This is a genomic window from Burkholderia sp. Bp9140, from assembly GCF_003853425.1.
Classification (GTDB): Bacteria; Pseudomonadota; Gammaproteobacteria; order Burkholderiales; family Burkholderiaceae; genus Burkholderia.
Genome location: NZ_QTPQ01000032.1, coordinates 25,824 through 42,516 on the forward strand (window position 1 = coordinate 25,824; position 16,693 = coordinate 42,516).

At 65.8% G+C, this 16,693-nt stretch carries 16 protein-coding genes; 6 read left to right on the plus strand and 10 right to left on the minus strand.

All coding sequences use genetic code 11. The annotated features are described in order from the left end of the window. Positions 1-287: 287 nt before the first annotated feature. The 4 genes from DIE21_RS25090 (at position 288) to DIE21_RS25110 (ending at position 5,944) form a co-directional block, all read left to right on the plus strand. Positions 288-3,281: a ribonucleoside-diphosphate reductase subunit alpha gene (locus tag DIE21_RS25090; RefSeq protein WP_124500228.1), complete on the plus strand. Its 2,994-nt coding sequence runs from the start codon at positions 288-290 to the stop codon at positions 3,279-3,281. 363 nt (positions 3,282-3,644) lie between these two features. Next, positions 3,645-4,856 (plus strand): ribonucleotide-diphosphate reductase subunit beta, encoded by a 1,212-nt coding sequence (locus tag DIE21_RS25100; RefSeq protein ID WP_124500230.1) that lies wholly within the window; start codon positions 3,645-3,647, stop codon positions 4,854-4,856. A gap of 82 nt (positions 4,857-4,938) precedes the next feature. Beyond that, complete coding sequence (locus tag DIE21_RS25105; protein WP_081472821.1) at positions 4,939-5,265, plus strand: hypothetical protein; 327 nt, start codon at positions 4,939-4,941, stop codon at positions 5,263-5,265. 28 nt (positions 5,266-5,293) lie between these two features. Next, positions 5,294-5,944 carry a histone H1-like DNA-binding protein gene (locus DIE21_RS25110; RefSeq protein ID WP_124500231.1) on the plus strand — a complete coding sequence of 217 codons (651 nt, stop codon included), beginning with the start codon at positions 5,294-5,296 and terminating at the stop codon, positions 5,942-5,944. A gap of 221 nt (positions 5,945-6,165) precedes the next feature. Here the strand turns inward: DIE21_RS25110 and DIE21_RS25120 are convergent, their stop codons facing one another. The 10 genes from DIE21_RS25120 to DIE21_RS25165 form a co-directional block, all read right to left on the minus strand. Further along, positions 6,166-6,639 carry a glycine zipper 2TM domain-containing protein gene (locus DIE21_RS25120; protein WP_059465339.1) on the minus strand — a complete coding sequence of 158 codons (474 nt, stop codon included), beginning with the start codon at positions 6,637-6,639 and terminating at the stop codon, positions 6,166-6,168. Positions 6,640-6,658: 19 nt separating this feature from the next. Then, positions 6,659-7,597 carry a carbohydrate kinase family protein gene (locus DIE21_RS25125; protein ID WP_124500233.1) on the minus strand — a complete coding sequence of 313 codons (939 nt, stop codon included), beginning with the start codon at positions 7,595-7,597 and terminating at the stop codon, positions 6,659-6,661. A gap of 94 nt (positions 7,598-7,691) precedes the next feature. Beyond that, the gene (gene tpx, locus DIE21_RS25130; protein ID WP_124500234.1) at positions 7,692-8,195 is read right to left on the minus strand and encodes a thiol peroxidase; all 504 of its coding nucleotides are present in this window, start codon (positions 8,193-8,195) and stop codon (positions 7,692-7,694) included. Between the two features lie 72 nt (positions 8,196-8,267). Further along, on the minus strand, positions 8,268-9,635 hold the full coding sequence (locus DIE21_RS25135; RefSeq protein WP_124500235.1) for a DUF3426 domain-containing protein: 1,368 nt from the start codon (positions 9,633-9,635) through the stop codon (positions 8,268-8,270). Between the two features lie 45 nt (positions 9,636-9,680). Beyond that, positions 9,681-10,583, minus strand: coding sequence for a 50S ribosomal protein L11 methyltransferase (gene prmA, locus DIE21_RS25140; RefSeq protein ID WP_124500236.1), 903 nt, complete (start codon positions 10,581-10,583; stop codon positions 9,681-9,683). A 2-nt stretch (positions 10,584-10,585) separates the two neighbouring features. Continuing rightward, complete coding sequence (gene accC / locus DIE21_RS25145) at positions 10,586-11,953, minus strand: acetyl-CoA carboxylase biotin carboxylase subunit (RefSeq protein WP_124500237.1); 1,368 nt, start codon at positions 11,951-11,953, stop codon at positions 10,586-10,588. A gap of 85 nt (positions 11,954-12,038) precedes the next feature. Next, positions 12,039-12,515: an acetyl-CoA carboxylase biotin carboxyl carrier protein gene (gene accB, locus DIE21_RS25150; protein ID WP_124500238.1), complete on the minus strand. Its 477-nt coding sequence runs from the start codon at positions 12,513-12,515 to the stop codon at positions 12,039-12,041. A 64-nt stretch (positions 12,516-12,579) separates the two neighbouring features. Further along, a complete protein-coding gene (gene aroQ, locus DIE21_RS25155; RefSeq protein ID WP_040143361.1) occupies positions 12,580-13,032 on the minus strand; it encodes a type II 3-dehydroquinate dehydratase in 453 nt (150 codons plus the stop codon). 194 nt (positions 13,033-13,226) lie between these two features. Continuing rightward, positions 13,227-13,781 carry a TlpA disulfide reductase family protein gene (locus DIE21_RS25160; protein WP_124500239.1) on the minus strand — a complete coding sequence of 185 codons (555 nt, stop codon included), beginning with the start codon at positions 13,779-13,781 and terminating at the stop codon, positions 13,227-13,229. A gap of 7 nt (positions 13,782-13,788) precedes the next feature. Further along, positions 13,789-14,433, minus strand: a complete 645-nt coding sequence (locus DIE21_RS25165; RefSeq protein ID WP_124500240.1) for a UDP-N-acetylmuramate--alanine ligase — start codon at positions 14,431-14,433, stop codon at positions 13,789-13,791. Between the two features lie 234 nt (positions 14,434-14,667). Between DIE21_RS25165 and mpl the strand changes: the two genes are divergently transcribed. Beyond that, positions 14,668-16,053 carry a UDP-N-acetylmuramate:L-alanyl-gamma-D-glutamyl-meso-diaminopimelate ligase gene (gene mpl / locus DIE21_RS25170; RefSeq protein WP_124500241.1) on the plus strand — a complete coding sequence of 462 codons (1,386 nt, stop codon included), beginning with the start codon at positions 14,668-14,670 and terminating at the stop codon, positions 16,051-16,053. Continuing rightward, positions 16,050-16,619: a YqiA/YcfP family alpha/beta fold hydrolase gene (locus DIE21_RS25175; RefSeq protein ID WP_124500242.1), complete on the plus strand. Its 570-nt coding sequence runs from the start codon at positions 16,050-16,052 to the stop codon at positions 16,617-16,619. Before mpl ends, DIE21_RS25175 begins: the two co-directional genes overlap by 4 nt. Positions 16,620-16,693 lie beyond the last annotated feature (74 nt).

Below are 16,693 nucleotides of genomic sequence, written 5' to 3' on the forward strand. Positions count from 1 at the left end.
GTGTCGCAGGTGAAACCCGAGCGGCACCGGCCGGCGGGCAACGCCGGCGGACAGGGTTCTCAGGGCGGCGCGCCAGGCCGGGCGGTCCGGGCGTCGCGATCAAGCGCAGCGAACTTCGACGGGGCAGGTATTCATGACGAAGCACACGACCGGACCGGTTGTCGCGCATCGACCGAACCGGCTTCCCCGACGCATCGCTCGCCTCTTACCGCTCGCGCACCCCAATGCGCAGCGTTCGTTTTAATCCGCGGTTCTCTCCGCACCATCCAACACCAGGAGCTTTGCACATGCAAACCACCGACAACGCGACGTCCCAGTACGAGAGCGCCTCGAGCCGTCCGCTCGGCGGGACCGAACAGGGCGCGCAGGCGCTCGCGCCGCAGGCCACGTTCGCCGACTACAAGGTGATCCGCCGCAACGGCAGCGTGGTGTCGTTCGAGCCTTCGAAGATCGCGATTGCGGTGACCAAGGCTTTCCTGGCCGTCAACGGCGGGCAGGGCGCGGCATCGGCGCGCGTACGTGAACTCGTCGAGCAGCTGACGCACAACGTCGTGCGCGCGCTCGTGCGCAGCCGTCCGAACGGCGGTACGTTCCATATCGAAGACATCCAGGACCAGGTCGAACTCGCGCTGATGCGCGGCGGCGAGCACAACGTCGCGCGTGCGTACGTGCTGTATCGCGAGAAGCGTCACCTCGAGCGCCAGCATGCGGGCGAGGAAGCAGCGGCAGCAGGCGGCGAGTCGAGCACCGGCATCAACGTCGTCGACAACGGCGTCGCGCGCCCGCTCGACCTGAACGCGCTGCGTGCGCTGATCGTGTCGGCATGCGACGGCCTCGGCGCTGCGGTTAACCCTGACCCGATCGTCGCGGAAACGGTGAAGAACCTGTACGACGGCGTGCCGATGAGCCAGGTCTACGACTCGGCGATCCTCGCTGCGCGCACGATGATCGAAAAGGATCCGGCGTACAGCCAGGTCACGGCCCGCATCCTGCTGCACACGATCCGCCGCGAGATCCTCGGCGAGGAAGTGGTCCAGGCCGAGATGTCGACCCGCTACGCGGAATACTTCCCGCAGTTCCTGAAGCGCGGCGTCGACGCCGGCCTGCTCGACGACAAGCTGCTGCAGTTCGACCTGAAGCGTCTGGGCGAAGCGCTCGACGCGAACCGCGACCTGCAGTTCGGCTACCTCGGCCTGCAGACGCTGTACGACCGCTACTTCCTGCACGTCGAAGGTTCGCGCATCGAAATGCCGCAGGCATTCTTCATGCGCGTCGCGATGGGCCTGTCGCTGAACGAGATCGACCGCGAAACGCGTGCGATCGAGTTCTACAACGTGCTGTCGAGCTTCGACTTCATGAGCTCGACGCCGACGCTGTTCAACTCGGGCACCCACCGCTCGCAGCTGTCGTCGTGCTATCTGACGACGGTCGCGGACGACCTCGACGGCATCTATGAAGCGCTGAAGGAAAACGCACTGCTGTCGAAGTTCGCCGGCGGTCTCGGCAACGACTGGACCCGCGTGCGTGCGCTCGGCTCGCATATCAAGGGCACGAACGGCAAGTCGCAAGGCGTGGTCCCGTTCCTGAAGGTCGTCAACGACACGGCCGTCGCGGTCAACCAGGGCGGCAAGCGCAAGGGCGCGGTGTGCGCATACCTCGAATCGTGGCACCTCGACATCGAGGAGTTCCTCGAGCTGCGCAAGAACACCGGTGACGATCGCCGCCGTACGCACGACATGAACACGGCGAACTGGATTCCCGACCTGTTCATGAAGCGCGTGATGGAAGGCACCGACTGGACGCTGTTCTCGCCGTCGACCTGCCCGGACCTGCACGACAAGTTCGGCGCCGAGTTCGAGGCGGCTTACACGGCTTACGAAGACAAGGTCGCGCGCGGCGAGATCAAGCTGTTCAAGAAGATCCCGGCGCAGCAGCTCTGGCGCAAGATGCTCGGCATGCTGTTCGAGACGGGCCACCCGTGGATCACGTTCAAGGATCCGTGCAACGTGCGCTCGCCGCAGCAGCACGTCGGTGTCGTCCACTCGTCGAACCTGTGCACGGAAATCACGCTGAACACGAGCGACACCGAAATCGCGGTGTGCAACCTGGGCTCGGTGAACCTCGTCGCCCACCTGGTGAAGCAGGCCGACGGCAGCTACGCGCTCGACCACGACAAGCTGAAGCGCACGGTCAGCGTCGCGATGCGCATGCTCGACAACGTGATCGACATCAACTACTACGCGGTGCCGAAGGCGCGTAACTCGAACCTGAAGCACCGCCCGGTCGGCATGGGCATCATGGGCTTCCAGGACTGCCTGCACCTGCTGCGCACGCCGTACGCGTCGGACGCGGCGGTCGAGTTCGCCGACCGTTCGATGGAAGCGGTCTGCTACTACGCGTACTACGCGTCGACCGAGCTGGCCGAGGAACGCGGCCGCTACTCGAGCTACCGCGGCTCGCTGTGGGATCGCGGCATCCTCCCGCAGGACACGCTGAAGCTGCTGACGGAAGCGCGCGGCGGCTACGTTGAGGTCGACACGTCGGAGTCGCTCGACTGGACGACGCTGCGTTCGCGGATCGCCGCGCATGGCATGCGCAACTCGAACTGCGTCGCGATCGCGCCGACGGCGACGATCTCGAACATCATCGGCGTGTCGGCGTGCATCGAGCCGACCTTCCAGAACCTGTACGTGAAGTCGAACCTGTCGGGCGAATTCACGGTGGTCAACGAGTACCTCGTTCGCGACCTGAAGGAACGCGGCCTGTGGGACGAAGTGATGGTCGCCGACCTGAAGTACTTCGACGGCATGCTGTCGCGCATCGACCGCATCCCGGCCGATCTGCGCGCGATCTACGCGACCGCGTTCGAAGTCGACCCGACGTGGCTGGTCGAAGCGGCATCGCGTCGCCAGAAGTGGATCGACCAGGCGCAGTCGCTGAACATCTACATGGGCGGCGCGTCGGGCAAGAAGCTCGACGAGGTCTACAAGCTCGCATGGCTGCGCGGTCTGAAGACGACCTACTACCTCCGCACGATGGCGGCGACGCACGTCGAGAAGTCGACGGTCGCACACGGTGCGCTGAACGCAGTGCCGACGAGCGGCGGCTCGGGCAGCGGCGGCGCGCAAGGCGCTGCAGGCGGCTTCGGTGCGGCAGGCGGCGATGCATCGTCGGGCGCGGTCAATGCGGCACCGGCGCTGGCGCCGGTCGAGGCAGACGGTCCGGTGTGCACGATGCGTCCGGGCGATCCGGGCTTCGACGAGTGCGAAGCCTGCCAGTAACGCGGCGCGCATGACCTGAAGAAGGTTCGGGCGGCGCGCACGACAACCGATCGAGGTTGAAGTGTGCGCCGCTCTCAACTAAAAAAATGATAAGGAATCTGTAACGCGGCACTTGCGTTGCAGGCAGTGACAAGCGATCGAAACATCCCCGACGACGTCGCGTTTCGATCAGCGTTCGATGCGTCGAGCGCACCTCGCGAACCATGCGCGTCACGCGTCGCGCTCTGCATGAACGACGATGCGTTGCTCAAAGTGTTGTATCGAGGTCGCAACGCGAATCGAAAAAAGGATTTTTCGTGAGCGAACCCTTTTATCGCTCAGGAAAAGATGGTACAAACCGTTCTAAATTGATGGTGAGAATTTATGCTCAACTGGGATGACGAGAAGACTGCCGTAACCCCCGCGAGCGGAGCGCAGCAAAACGCGTTGCGCACCTCCGCAGGGATGGCTGTCGGAATGCAGGCTGCAGCGTCTGCCGCCCATCAGGTCCGTGACATTTTCGAAGGCGATCTTGCGGTGCCCCCGCGAGCATCGGCTGTTCCCGCCGGCGGTTCGGAAGCGCGGGTCAATGTCGCCGACAAGCGCATCATCAACGGCCAGACTGACGTCAATCAGCTGGTGCCGTTCAAGTACAAGTGGGCGTGGGAAAAGTATCTGGCGGGCTGCGCGAACCACTGGATGCCGCAGGAAATCAACATGTCCCGCGACATCGCACTGTGGAAGGACCCGAACGGTCTGACCGAGGACGAGCGCCGCATCGTCAAGCGCAACCTCGGCTTCTTCGTGACGGCCGATTCGCTCGCGGCGAACAACATCGTGCTCGGCACGTACCGCCACATCACGGCGCCCGAGTGCCGGCAGTTCCTGCTGCGCCAGGCGTTCGAAGAGGCGATCCACACGCACGCGTACCAATACATTGTCGAATCGCTCGGTCTCGACGAAGGCGAGATCTTCAACGCGTACCACGAGGTCACGTCGATCCGCGCGAAGGACGAATTCCTGATCCCGTTCATCCATACGCTGACGGACCCGGCCTTCAAGACCGGCACGCTCGAAGCGGATCAGAAGCTGCTGAAGTCGCTGATCGTGTTCGCCTGCATCATGGAAGGCCTGTTCTTCTATGTCGGCTTCACGCAGATTCTCGCGCTCGGCCGCCAGAACAAGATGACGGGTGCTGCAGAGCAATATCAGTACATCCTGCGCGACGAGTCGATGCACTGCAATTTCGGCATCGACCTGATCAACCAGATCAAGCTCGAGAACCCGCATCTCTGGACCGCGGAATTCCGCGCCGAGATCCGCGAGCTGTTCAAGCAGGCTGTCGAACTCGAATACCGCTACGCCGAGGACACGATGCCGCGCGGCGTGCTGGGTCTGAATGCGTCGATGTTCAAGAGCTATCTGCGCTTCATCAGCAACCGCCGTTGCCAGCAGATCGGCCTCGACCCGCTGTACCCGAACGAGGAAAACCCGTTCCCGTGGATGAGCGAGATGATCGACCTGAAGAAGGAACGCAACTTCTTCGAGACGCGAGTGATCGAGTATCAGACGGGCGGCGCGCTGTCCTGGGAATAACCCGCAGCAGCGAACCCGTCACATGATGGAGCAGCCGGTGGCCTCTCGGCCCCGGCCCAAGGTTTAGGAGCAAGAACGCCTGATGCAAAGCATGCCCGGTGCCTTAACGGCCCAACGACATGATCGGCACTTTGCGAACCCTTCAGTGGGATGGGCAAACTTCCCTCCGGAAAAAGCGGACGGCCGTGTGGCGGTCCGCTTGATCAAGCGATTAGGGGTGGCGGCGCGAGGTGCGCCGGCTACCGACTTGATTTGGCGCGCGAGGCCATGGGGTCACGCGCGCCATACCGTATTCATTAGCGTAAGCGCGCGGTATCCGCGTACGCCGATGAATAGCCCGCTTCGAAGCGCACGTCCTGAACAGCGTCCGCGGGAAGCGGGTTTTGACGAAGGGTGTAGTTTGAACTGACTCTCATCTGAACCTGAAGGAGAACAACATGGCTACTGCCAAGAAGAAACCGGCTGCTAAGAAGGTTGCTGCCAAGAAGACCGTTGCGAAGAAGGCTGCGGCTCCGGCGAAGAAGGCCGCTGCAGTGAAGAAGGTTGCTGCCAAGAAGGTCGCGGTGAAGAAGGTTGCCGCGAAGAAGGCCGCACCGGCGAAGAAGGCCGCTGCGAAGAAGGTCGCGGCCAAGAAGGTCGCAACGAAGAAGGTTGCTGCTAAGAAGGTCGCGGTGAAGAAGGTTGCCGCGAAGAAGGCCGCACCGGCGAAGAAGGCCGCAGCGAAGAAGGTTGCAGCCAAGAAGGTCGCAGTGAAGAAGGTTGCTGCGAAGAAGGCCGCACCGGCGAAGAAGGCAGCTGCGAAGAAGGCCGCGCCGGCGAAGAAGGCTGCTGCCAAGAAGGCTGCGCCTGCGAAGAAGGCTGCTGCGAAGAAGGCTGCGCCCGCCAAGAAGGCTGCCCCTGCGAAAAAGGCTGCCGCACCGAAGGCTGCTGCCCCTGCGAAGAAGGCTGCTGCTCCGAAGAAGGCCGTCGTGAAGAAGGCTGCACCGGCAACCACCGCGTCGACCGCATCGGTTGCGCCGGCATCGGGCGTGAAGACCGCGCTCAACCCGGCAGCGGCATGGCCGTTCCCGACCGGCAGCCGTCCGTAATCGCGGCTGACCAGTACCACCCGGACACTCACGTGGTGTCCGCGGGTTGAGTAGCGCTACTCAATCGATCCCGCCATCTGGCTCAGGTGGCGGGATTTTTTTCGTCCGTATTCATCGAAGCGCCGGCCGGCGGCCGGCAGCGCATTGCGGACAAAAAAAACGCATGTGCAGCTTCGCACATGCGTTCGACCGCGGCTTGCGCCGCGTGCTGAGGATGCTCGTTAGTGCGTGACGCGCGTGACGCCGCCGCTCGACAGCAGCCGCACACGCTCGCCGGCGCGGAACATTTCGCCGCTTGCCGCTTGCGTGATCGAGCGCAGGTCGCCGTTGTCGAGGCGCACGGTGATTTCGACACCGTTTGCCGTGCTGAGGTTTTCGCCGACCGCGTTGCCGGCGACCGCGCCGACGAGACCGCCCGCGATGGCCGTCAGGATCGATCCCTTGCCGCCGCCGATCGCGCTGCCCGCGACTGCGCCGAGCGCACCGCCGCCGAGCGTGCCGATCGCGCTGCCGCCGCCGTCGGACTGGATGCGCACCGCGCGGACGCTTTCGACCGTGCCCATGCGCACCGTCTGTTCGCGCTGCGCCTGGCCGACGCTATAGACATCCGCCGAGCCCGGCGCCGTGAAGCAGCCGGCGAGCGTCAGCGTGGCCGTCAGCATGGCCGCGAGCGTGAGGGTTTTCTTGGTCAACATCTTTGCTCTCCCACAATATTCATTTGAGACTGTAACCGAAGGCAGCCTCGAAGCGCGCGTCGATTTCGGCGCGCGTCAGTGCGTAGGTCTGGGGCCCCTGGTGGGCGATCTTGATCGAGCCCATCAGGCTCGCGAGGCGGCCCGTGGTTGCCCAGTCGAGGCCGTTCTCGATGCCGTACAGCAGGCCGCCCCGGAACGCGTCGCCGCAGCCGGTCGGATCGACGACACGTTCTGCTTGCACGACCGGAATCTGTTCTTCGCCGTTTTTGTGAAGAATGGTGGCACCGTGCTCGCCGCGCGTGATGATCAACGCCTGAACCCGGCTGGCGATTTCCTGTTCGGACCAGCCCGTCTTGTCGCTGACGAGCTTGCCCTCGTAGTCGTTGACCGCGACGAAGGTCGCGAGTTCAATGATGCGGCGCAGCGTCGCGCCATCGAACAGCGGCAGCCCCTGGCCCGGATCGAAGATGAACGGGATGCCGGCCTTCGCGAATTGCTCGGCGTGCTGGACCATCCCGTCGAAGCCGTCCGGCGCGACGATGCCGAGCTTCACGCCCGGCACTTCGTCCGCGCGGTTCAGGTGCGACTCCATCATCGCGCCCGGGTGGAATGCGGTGATCTGGTTGTTCTCGAGATCGGTCGTGATCATTGCCTGCGCGGTGTGCGTTTCAGGCACCACGCGCACGCTGGCCTTCGACAGGCCGAGGCTGTCGAGACGCTCGAGATAGCGATCGGCGTCGTTCGCGCCGACCGTCGCCATGATGCGCGCGTCGCCGCCGAGCATGTGCAGCGCGTAAGCGATGTTCCCCGCGCAACCGCCGAATTCGCGACGCATCGTCGGCACGAGGAAGCTCACGTTCAGAAGGTGAACCTGGTCGGGCAGGATGTGCTCGCGAAACCGGCCTTCGAAGGTCATGATGTTGTCGTAGGCGAGCGAGCCGCAAATCAGCGTAGTCAAGGCGTGCGTTCCTGTAGAGAGCAAAGGGAAGCGGCCGCCCGGCCGGTGCGCGCAGACCGTCGGGCCTCGCGCGGCAGGGCCGGGCGGCAGCGGATTACTTCAGTGCGGCGAGCGCTGCGTCGTAGTTCGGCTCGTCCTTGATCTCGCCGACGAGTTGCGCGTGGATCACCTTGTCCTGCGCGTCGAGCACGACGACCGCGCGGGCCGTCAGGCCGTTCAGCGGGCCGCTCGTCACGTCGACGCCGTAGGCGTTCGCGAATGCGCGGCCGCCGCGGAACGTCGAAGCCGTCACGACGTTCGCGAGGCCTTCGGTCGTGCAGAAGCGCGTGGCGGCGAACGGCAGGTCGCCGGACACGACGACCACGACCGTGTCGTCGAGCGACGACGCGGCTTCGTTGAACTTGCGGGTCGACGTCGCGCAGGTCGGCGTGTCGAGGCTCGGCACGATGTTCAGCACCTTGCGCTTGCCGGCGAAGCTGGCGAGCGACAGGTCGGCGAGATCCTTGCCGACCAGCTTGAAGTCGGGGGCTTGCGAGCCGACGGCCGGGAACGTGCCGGCGAGATCGATCGGGTTGCCACCCAGCGTAACTTTGCTCATGTTCGTGCTCCGAAATAGCGCGCCGCTGCGGCGCGCGGGTTGAGACGGCGCGCATGCGCGCGCCGCGGGGCGTCACGGATAGAAGATCTGGACGCGGAAATTCGAGGCGGGCGCGCCGTTCGTGTCGAGACGGACGACCATCGTCTGTGTCGTGCCGGGCGGCAGCCCGGCGTCGATCGGCGTGCCCGGGCGCACGTAGTCGCGCGGCGCGAGCACACGGCGCACGGTCACGTGATTCGTGTCGTCGAGCAGCGTCAGCTCGAGCGACGGGTAGGCGAGCGCGACGCGGTAGCGGTTCGTCAGCGGCACCTTCAGCTCCAGCACGCGCGGGCCGTCGAGCTGGCGCAGGTCGGTCGCGTCGAGCCGCAGGCCGTCGATCGCGCGCGGCGGCGCGACCTTGCAGCCGAGCGGCGCGCACGCCTGGCGGAACCAGCCCTGCGTGACGGGCCAGTAGATCATCACGATTTCGCGCTGCCACCACGCAAGCTGCGCGACGAGCAGCACCGCGAGCGCGGCGGCGACGAGCCCGCCGAAAAAGCCGCCGAGCATCCCGCGGCGCTGCGGCGCGCGCGTCTCGCGCGTGACGGCGAAGTGCGGGCGGTCGTCATCGGTCAGTGCGGCGGGGAAGGGGACGGCCAGTTGGACGGCCAGTTGGACGGCCGGTTCGCTGGCGGCCGCGGCCGGTGCGGCGGTGCGTTCGCCGGCGTGGGTGTCGGGTCCGGATGCGGGTTCGGATGCGGCTTGCGCCGGCCTGAACGCGAAGCGCGGTTCGCGCGGTGCGTGCTCGTCGTCGGGCACCGCGAAGCGCGCGTTGCCAACCGGTTCGGCGGGCTCTGCTGCGGCTTGTTCGGCCGATGGCGTGTGCGCGACGAAGCGCGGTTCGCGCAGGTCGGGCTCGGCAGTCGGCGCAGCCCGCGACGTGCCCGATGCGTCGGTTTCGTGCGGCGTCGCTTCCGGTTCGGCCGGATGCGCGACCGCGGCGTGCAGCTCGGCAGGGGCGGAGGCGATCGGTGCGGGCGTGCCGGACAAGTGAACGACACCGGCCTCCGTGGCCGGCAGCGCGAGCGGCACCAGCGGCTCGGCGCGCACGGTCTGTCCGGTGTGCTGCAGGGACGGGTCGACACCGGCATCGAGCCACGGCGCCCACATGTCCCAGCCTTCCGGCTTGTAGTCGGTATCGGACGCCGACCCGACCGGTACGTCGGTGGCGAAGAGCCGCGCGGGCGCGACGTCGTGTTGCAGGGTGGCGGCCGGCTCGGCCGGCCCCGCTTCGGTCAACGCCGGCTCGGGCTGCTGCGCCGGGTCGGGCACGAGCGACTGCGATGCGTTGAAGACCTGCTGGCAGTGTCCGCAACGCACGAGCCCGTCATGCAGCGAGAGCTGTTCCTGCTGCAGCCGGAAGACGGTTTCGCAATGAGGGCAGCGCGTCGCAAGAAGCATGTCGAGCCGGGCGGCCTGCTGGCCAGAGTGAAGGACAGCGCTATTCTAATGGCTTTCCCGCCGGGTTCCGGCGAGGCATACCCAACCTTCGTGTTCGCGCCAGACCGAGATGTCGACGTAGCGCGCATAGACGGCCGCGACTTCGTCCGCCTGGCGTGCGAGCACGCCCGACAGCGCGATGCGCCCGCCCGGTTTCACCTTCGATGCGAGCATCGACGCCATCAGCTTCAGCGGGTTCGACAGGATATTCGCGACGACGATGTCGAATTCGCCGGCCGGACATGCGTCGGGCAGCCCGTACGTGACATCCGCATGGTTGCGTTCGCTGTTCTGCCGCGCCGATTCGACCGCTTGGCGGTCGATGTCGATGCCGACCACGGGGTTCGCCCCGCATTTCTGCGCGAGGATCGCGAGGATGCCCGAGCCGCAGCCATAGTCGAGTACCGACTGGCCGGGCTTCACCGACTGTTCGAGCCATTCCATGCACAGGCGCGTGGTCGGGTGGCTGCCGGTGCCGAAGGCGAGACCGGGGTCGAGTTCGAGGATCAGCGCGTCGGGGTCGGGTGCGTCGTGCCACGACGGCACGACCCAGATCCGCTCGCCGATCGGAATCGGCTCGAATTGCGACTGCGTGAGCCGCACCCAGTCCTGTTCCTCGACTTCGCGCACGTCGAACTTCGGTGTCTCGGCGACGCCGATTTCGTTCGCGGCCGCCGCGAGCAGCACGGCCGGCTCGTGATCGGGCGACAGCAGCGCGATCACGCGCGAGTGCTGCCACGCGGTGCGTTCGGGAACCAGGCCCGGCTCGCCGAAGAGCGGCTGCTCGTCGGGCGTGTCGGCGTCGGCGTCCTCGACGGACACCGACAGCGCGCCGAGTTCGAGCAGGGCGTCGGACAGCGCCTCCGCATGCTCACGGGCCAGTTCGACGACGAGTTCGCGATAGCTCATGCTTACGCTTCTTCCGGTGCGACCTGCTGCTTCTGGGCGAGCCGGTGTTCGAGGTAATGGATGCTGGTGCCGCCCTCGACGAACTTCGAGTCGATCATCAGCTCGCGGTGCAGCGGGATGTTGGTATGGATGCCTTCGACGACCATTTCCGACAGCGCGATGCGCATCCGGCGGATCGCCTGGTCGCGCGTCGCGCCGTAGGTGATCACCTTGCCGATCATCGAATCATAGTTCGGCGGCACGAAATAGCCATTGTACGCATGCGAGTCGACGCGCACGCCGGGGCCGCCCGGCGTATGCCACGACGTGATCCGGCCCGGCGACGGCGTGAACTTGAACGGATCTTCCGCGTTGATCCGGCATTCGATCGCATGTCCGCGGAACTGGATGTCGCGCTGGCGCAGCAGGAGCTTCTCGCCGGCCGCGATGCGGATCTGTTCCTGCACGATGTCGACGCCCGTGATCATCTCCGACACCGGGTGCTCGACCTGCACGCGCGTATTCATCTCGATGAAGTAGAACTCGTTGTTCTCGTACAGGAATTCGAAGGTGCCCGCGCCGAGGTAGCCCATCTTCTTGCACGCGTCCGCGCAGCGGTCGCCGATACGCTCGATCAGGCGGCGCGGAATGCCGGGCGCAGGCGCTTCCTCGATCACCTTCTGGTGACGGCGCTGCATCGAGCAATCGCGCTCGCCGAGCCAGATCGCGTTCTTGTGCGCGTCCGACAGCACCTGGATTTCGATGTGGCGCGGGTTCTCGAGGAACTTCTCCATGTACACCTGCGGGTTGCCGAACGCACGGCCGGCTTCCTCACGGGTCATGTTGACCGCATTCACGAGCGCGGCCTCGGTGTGCACGACGCGCATCCCGCGCCCGCCGCCGCCGCCCGCTGCCTTGATGATGACCGGATAGCCGATCGCGCGCGCGATCTTCACGATCTCCTTCGGATCGTCCGGCAACGCGCCTTCCGAACCCGGCACGCACGGCACGCCGGTCTTGATCATGGTCTGTTTCGCGGTGACCTTGTCACCCATCAGGCGGATCGTTTCCGGACGCGGGCCGATGAACGTGAAGCCCGACTGCTCGACGCGTTCCGCGAAGTCGGCGTTCTCCGACAGGAAGCCGTAGCCGGGGTGGATCGCCTCGGCATCGGTGACTTCCGCGGCGCTGATCAGCGCCGGCATGTTCAGGTAGCTCAGGTTCGACGGGGCCGGGCCGATACAGACGGCTTCGTCCGCGAGGCGCACGTACTTGGCTTCCTTGTCGGCTTCCGAGTAGACGACCACCGTCTTGACGCCGAGCTCGCGGCACGCACGCTGGACGCGCAGCGCGATTTCACCGCGGTTGGCAATGAGGATTTTTTCAAACATAGCGAGTATTCGTCTCTTCGAGGGGCGCGCGAACGGCGCCTGGCGAGCATCGGCGGCGCGCGGCCGGGTGGGCCGCGCGGGGGACTTAGCCGATCACGAAAAGCGGCTGGCCGTATTCGACGGCCTGGCCGTTCTCGACGAGGATTTCCTTGATCACGCCGGCCTTGTCCGACTCGATCTCGTTGAGCAGCTTCATCGCTTCGATGATGCAGATGGTCTGGCCTTCCTTGACCGTGTCGCCGACCTGAACGAACGGGTCCGCGCCCGGCGACGGCGCGCGATAGAACGTGCCGACCATCGGCGACGTCACGACGTGGCCTTGCGGGACGGCCGGTGCGGCAACGCCTGCGGCGGCCGGCGCGGCAGCCGCGCCGTCGGCCGGCAGCGCGACCGACGGGGCCGGTGCGCTGATCTGCGGGGCAAATCCGCCCGTCGGCTGGACATAGACCGGCGGCGCGTTCTTGACGATACGCACCTTGCCTTCGCCTTCCGTCACTTCCAGCTCGGAGATGCCGGATTCGGAGACGAGGTCGATCAGAGTTTTCAGCTTACGAAGATCCATCGGGAATTCCCCTTTCAATACGTAAAAGCGCCGGTGGGACCGGCGCTGAATCTAGATCGCGAAATCAGCCGCGCGACGCGCCTTGCAGCTTGTCCAGCGCGTACTCGAGCGCGTACAGATAACCTTTCCAGCCGAGCCCGCAGATCACGCCTTCGGCCTGGTCGGAAAAGTAGGAGTGGTGCCTGAACGCTTCGCGGCGATGCACGTTCGACAGATGAACCTCGACGAACGGGATGCCGACGCCGGCGATCGCGTCCCGGATCGCGACGCTCGTATGCGTATACGCGGCGGGATTGATCAGGATGAAATCGGTCTGTTCCTCTCGCGCGGCCTGGATGCGGTCGACGAGCGCGCCTTCATGGTTGCTCTGGAACGACGACAGTTCGGCGCCGGCTTCCTGAGCCCGCGCGGCAAGCGCCTGATCGATCTGCGCGAGCGTGACGCGGCCGTACACCTCCGGTTCCCGGGTGCCGAGAAGGTTCAGGTTGGGGCCGTGCAGCACCAGCAATCGTGTCATGGTCGCTTCTATTTCTGCGGAATTGCGCGAACTTTAGCGCTATTTAGAGAAATTTGTCTAGTTTTGCCGAACGACCGATCGCGCCGGACCTGCAAGAATTACCGGCGCGGCGGCAAAGTATCAGCGAATTCACGTGAATTTGCGGCGATCGACGCACAAATCGCCGCCAACGTGCGCGCGGCCGTTCGGGACGATCACAATGCGTCGAGGGTCTTTTTCAGCTCGGCCGGTTTGATTTGTCCTAATTTTGTCTCGCGAATCTTGCCGTTTTCGTCGATGACGACCGTAAACGGCAGCGCGCCGGCCGTATTTCCGAAATTACGGGCCAGATCGGCGCCCGCATAACCACTGACGAAAACCGGATAGTCGACCTTCACCTTCTGCAGAAAATTCTTCACGTTCTGGTCGGAATCGACGCCGATCCCGATGAAGCGAATGCCTTTCTGCCTGTATTGATGCGACAGCGCGACGAGTTCCGGCATCTCCTCGACACACGGGCCGCACCACGACGCCCAGAAATTGACCACAACCTTCTGGCCCTTGAAGGAAGCGAGCGATGCCGGCTTGCCGTCGACGCCGGTCAGCGACGCCGCCCACAGCTGTTCGACCGGATTGCCCTGTGCGGCGGGCGCCGCGACGGCGATGCCGTCGTCGGCGCTGCCGCCCCGGAACCAGTGGCCGGCGGCGATCCCGCCGGCGACGGCGGCCGCCGCGACCACCGCGAGCGCCAACATGCGTTTCATCATCATTCTTGAATCATTCCGGTTCGGAAGGAGCGTGGCCGGCTTCGAGCAGCACGCGCAAGGCGGCGGCGTCCGCGCGCGCGACCCGGCCGCGGGCATCGGCCTTGACCGCGCCGCGCAGGTCGTCGCTCGCGTAGAGCGCGACGTGAATGCCGATCGCGTCGACGTCACGCCGCGGGCGCCACAGGAAGCTGAGCGTCTCGACGTCGGCGCGGCCGGCGAAATGCCGCGTCTCGGACACGTCGTACTGAACGTTCTGGTTCAGCAGGTAGATCGCGACGTCCTTCGGGTTGTCGGTGAATATCTGCAAATGGATGTCCGAATGCGCGTTCGCGGTGCCGTTCAGCACCGCGCCCGTCACATACGGATTGAACTCGGCGAGCCGGCGCATCCAGTCGAGCGCGATCTCGCGCAGGCGGCGCAGTTCGTCCGGCTGCGTGTCGCTCTGGAACAGGGCGAGGTACTCGCGCAGTTCTTCCTCGATCAGGTCGTTATCCGGCAGCCATTCGCCGGCAACGCGCGTATCGCCGAGCAGTTGGCGCGCGGCCTTGCGCTTCGCGCTGGCGTAATCGAGGCCGTCCTCCGCGATCAGGCGGGCGGCGGACTGGGCGATTTCCTCGCGGGCGCGCCGCGGGTCGACAAGGGGTTTGCGAGACATGATCCGGCAATCATACTCGATCACCGCCACGCCCGAACGCGATGCGGCTGCGTGCCGCCCGCCGCGCCGGCCGGCATCCGGATCCGTCGTTCGGGCCGCCGGGCAGGGCGGACCGTCAGTTACAATAACGGTCTTTGTGTCGCGGCGAAAGTCGTTGGCCGGGTGGCCTGCCCGGCGTGCCGCAGACCTTCCTTTCCGAATCGACGGCGCCCGGCGGCGCGAAAGCATTCATCTATGCACATCCACATTCTTGGCATCTGCGGCACCTTCATGGGCGGTCTCGCCGTGCTCGCGCGCGAGGCGGGCCACACGGTGACGGGTTGCGACGCGGGCGTCTATCCGCCGATGAGCACGCAGCTCGAGGCGCAGGGCATCACGCTGATCGAGGGCTACGGCGCCGAGCAGATCGACCTGAACCCCGACCTGTTCGTGATCGGCAACGTCGTCACGCGCGGCAACCCGCTGATGGAGGCGATCCTCGATCGCGGCCTGCCTTACGTGTCCGGCCCGCAATGGCTCGGCGAGCACGTGCTGGCGGGCAAGTGGGTGCTGGCGGTCGCGGGCACGCACGGCAAGACGACCACGTCGTCGATGCTCGCGTGGCTGCTGGAAGATGCCGGCCTGAACCCGGGCTTCCTGATCGGCGGCGTGCCGCTGAACTTCGGCGTCTCGGCGCGGCTGACCGATTCGAGCTTCTTCGTGATCGAGGCCGACGAATACGATACGGCGTTCTTCGACAAGCGCTCGAAGTTCGTCCACTACCGGCCGCGTACCGCGGTGCTCAACAATCTCGAATTCGATCACGCCGACATCTTCCCGGATCTTGCCGCGATCGAAACGCAATTCCACCATCTCGTGCGCACCGTGCCGGGCGTCGGCCGGATCGTGACCAATGGCCGTTCGGATGCGCTGGAGCGCGTGCTCGCGCGCGGCTGCTGGAGCGAGGTCGAGCGCTTCGGCGTCGATGGCGGCTGGCAGGCGCTGCCGGCCGAGGACGGCGTGCCGGTCGACGAGCGGTTCGCGGTGTATCGCCACGCCGAGCGCGTCGGTGAAGTCGCGTGGCAGGTGCAGGGCGACCACAACCGGATGAACGCGCTCGCGGCGATCGCCGCCGCCCGCCACGTCGGCGTGCCGCCCGCGCAGGCCGCCGAATCCCTCGCCTCGTTCCGCAACGTGAAGCGGCGCATGGAAGTGCGCGGCAGCGTCGACGGCGTGACCGTCTACGACGACTTCGCGCACCATCCGACCGCGATCGACACCACGATCGCCGGCCTTCGTGCGCGCATCGGTCGTCAAAACTCCCGCATTCTGGCCGTGCTCGAGCCGCGCTCGAACACGATGAAGCTCGGCGTGATGAAGGCGCAACTGCCGGCAAGCCTCGCCGACGCCGATCTGGTGTTCGGCTATGGCGCGCCGACCGGGCGCGACGCGCTCGGCTGGAACCTCGGCGACGCGCTCGCGCCGCTCGGCGACAAGGCACGCGCGTTCGACGATCTTCATCTGCTGGTGAAGTCGGTCGTCGCGGCCGCGCGCCCGGGCGACCACGTGCTCGTGATGAGCAACGGCGGCTTCGGCGGCGTGCACCAGAAGCTGCTCGACGCGCTCGGGAGCCGCGCGTGATCCTGTACCTGCACGGGTTCCGGTCGTCGCCGGAGTCGCAGAAGTCGCGGCTGCTCGCCGCGCGCATGGCCGAACTCGGCCGCACGCACGAGTGGCGCTGCCCGTCGCTGTCGGTGTCGCCGCTCGACGCGATCGCCGTCGCGGAAGCCGAGGTGGCCGGTGCGCGCGACGTGACGGTGATCGGCAGCTCGCTCGGCGGCTACTACGCGACCTGGCTCGCCGAAAGGCACGGCTGGAAGGCCGTGCTGCTGAATCCGGCGATCGCGCCGCAGCGCGATCTCGAACAGCATCTGGGCGAACAGCCGTTGTGGCACGGCGGCGGCTCGATCGTCGTCGAACGCCATCACCTGCAGGAGCTCGATGCGCTGCGCGTGCCGGCGATTTCGCGGCCCGAACGCTACTATCTGTTCGCGGCGACGGGCGACGAAGTGCTGGACTACCGCGAGATGCTCGCCCATTACCCGGGCGCGAAAACGCGCGTGATCGAAGGCAGCGATCACGGAATCAGCGAATTTGCCGACTATGTCGACGACGTTCTCGCCTTTTGCGACGACAGAACGTCATGAACCCGGCGTCATGCCGATCGAATTCCCATCATCATGCGGCGCCGCCGGTGCGGCGCCCGGCAGTCTGAACGAGA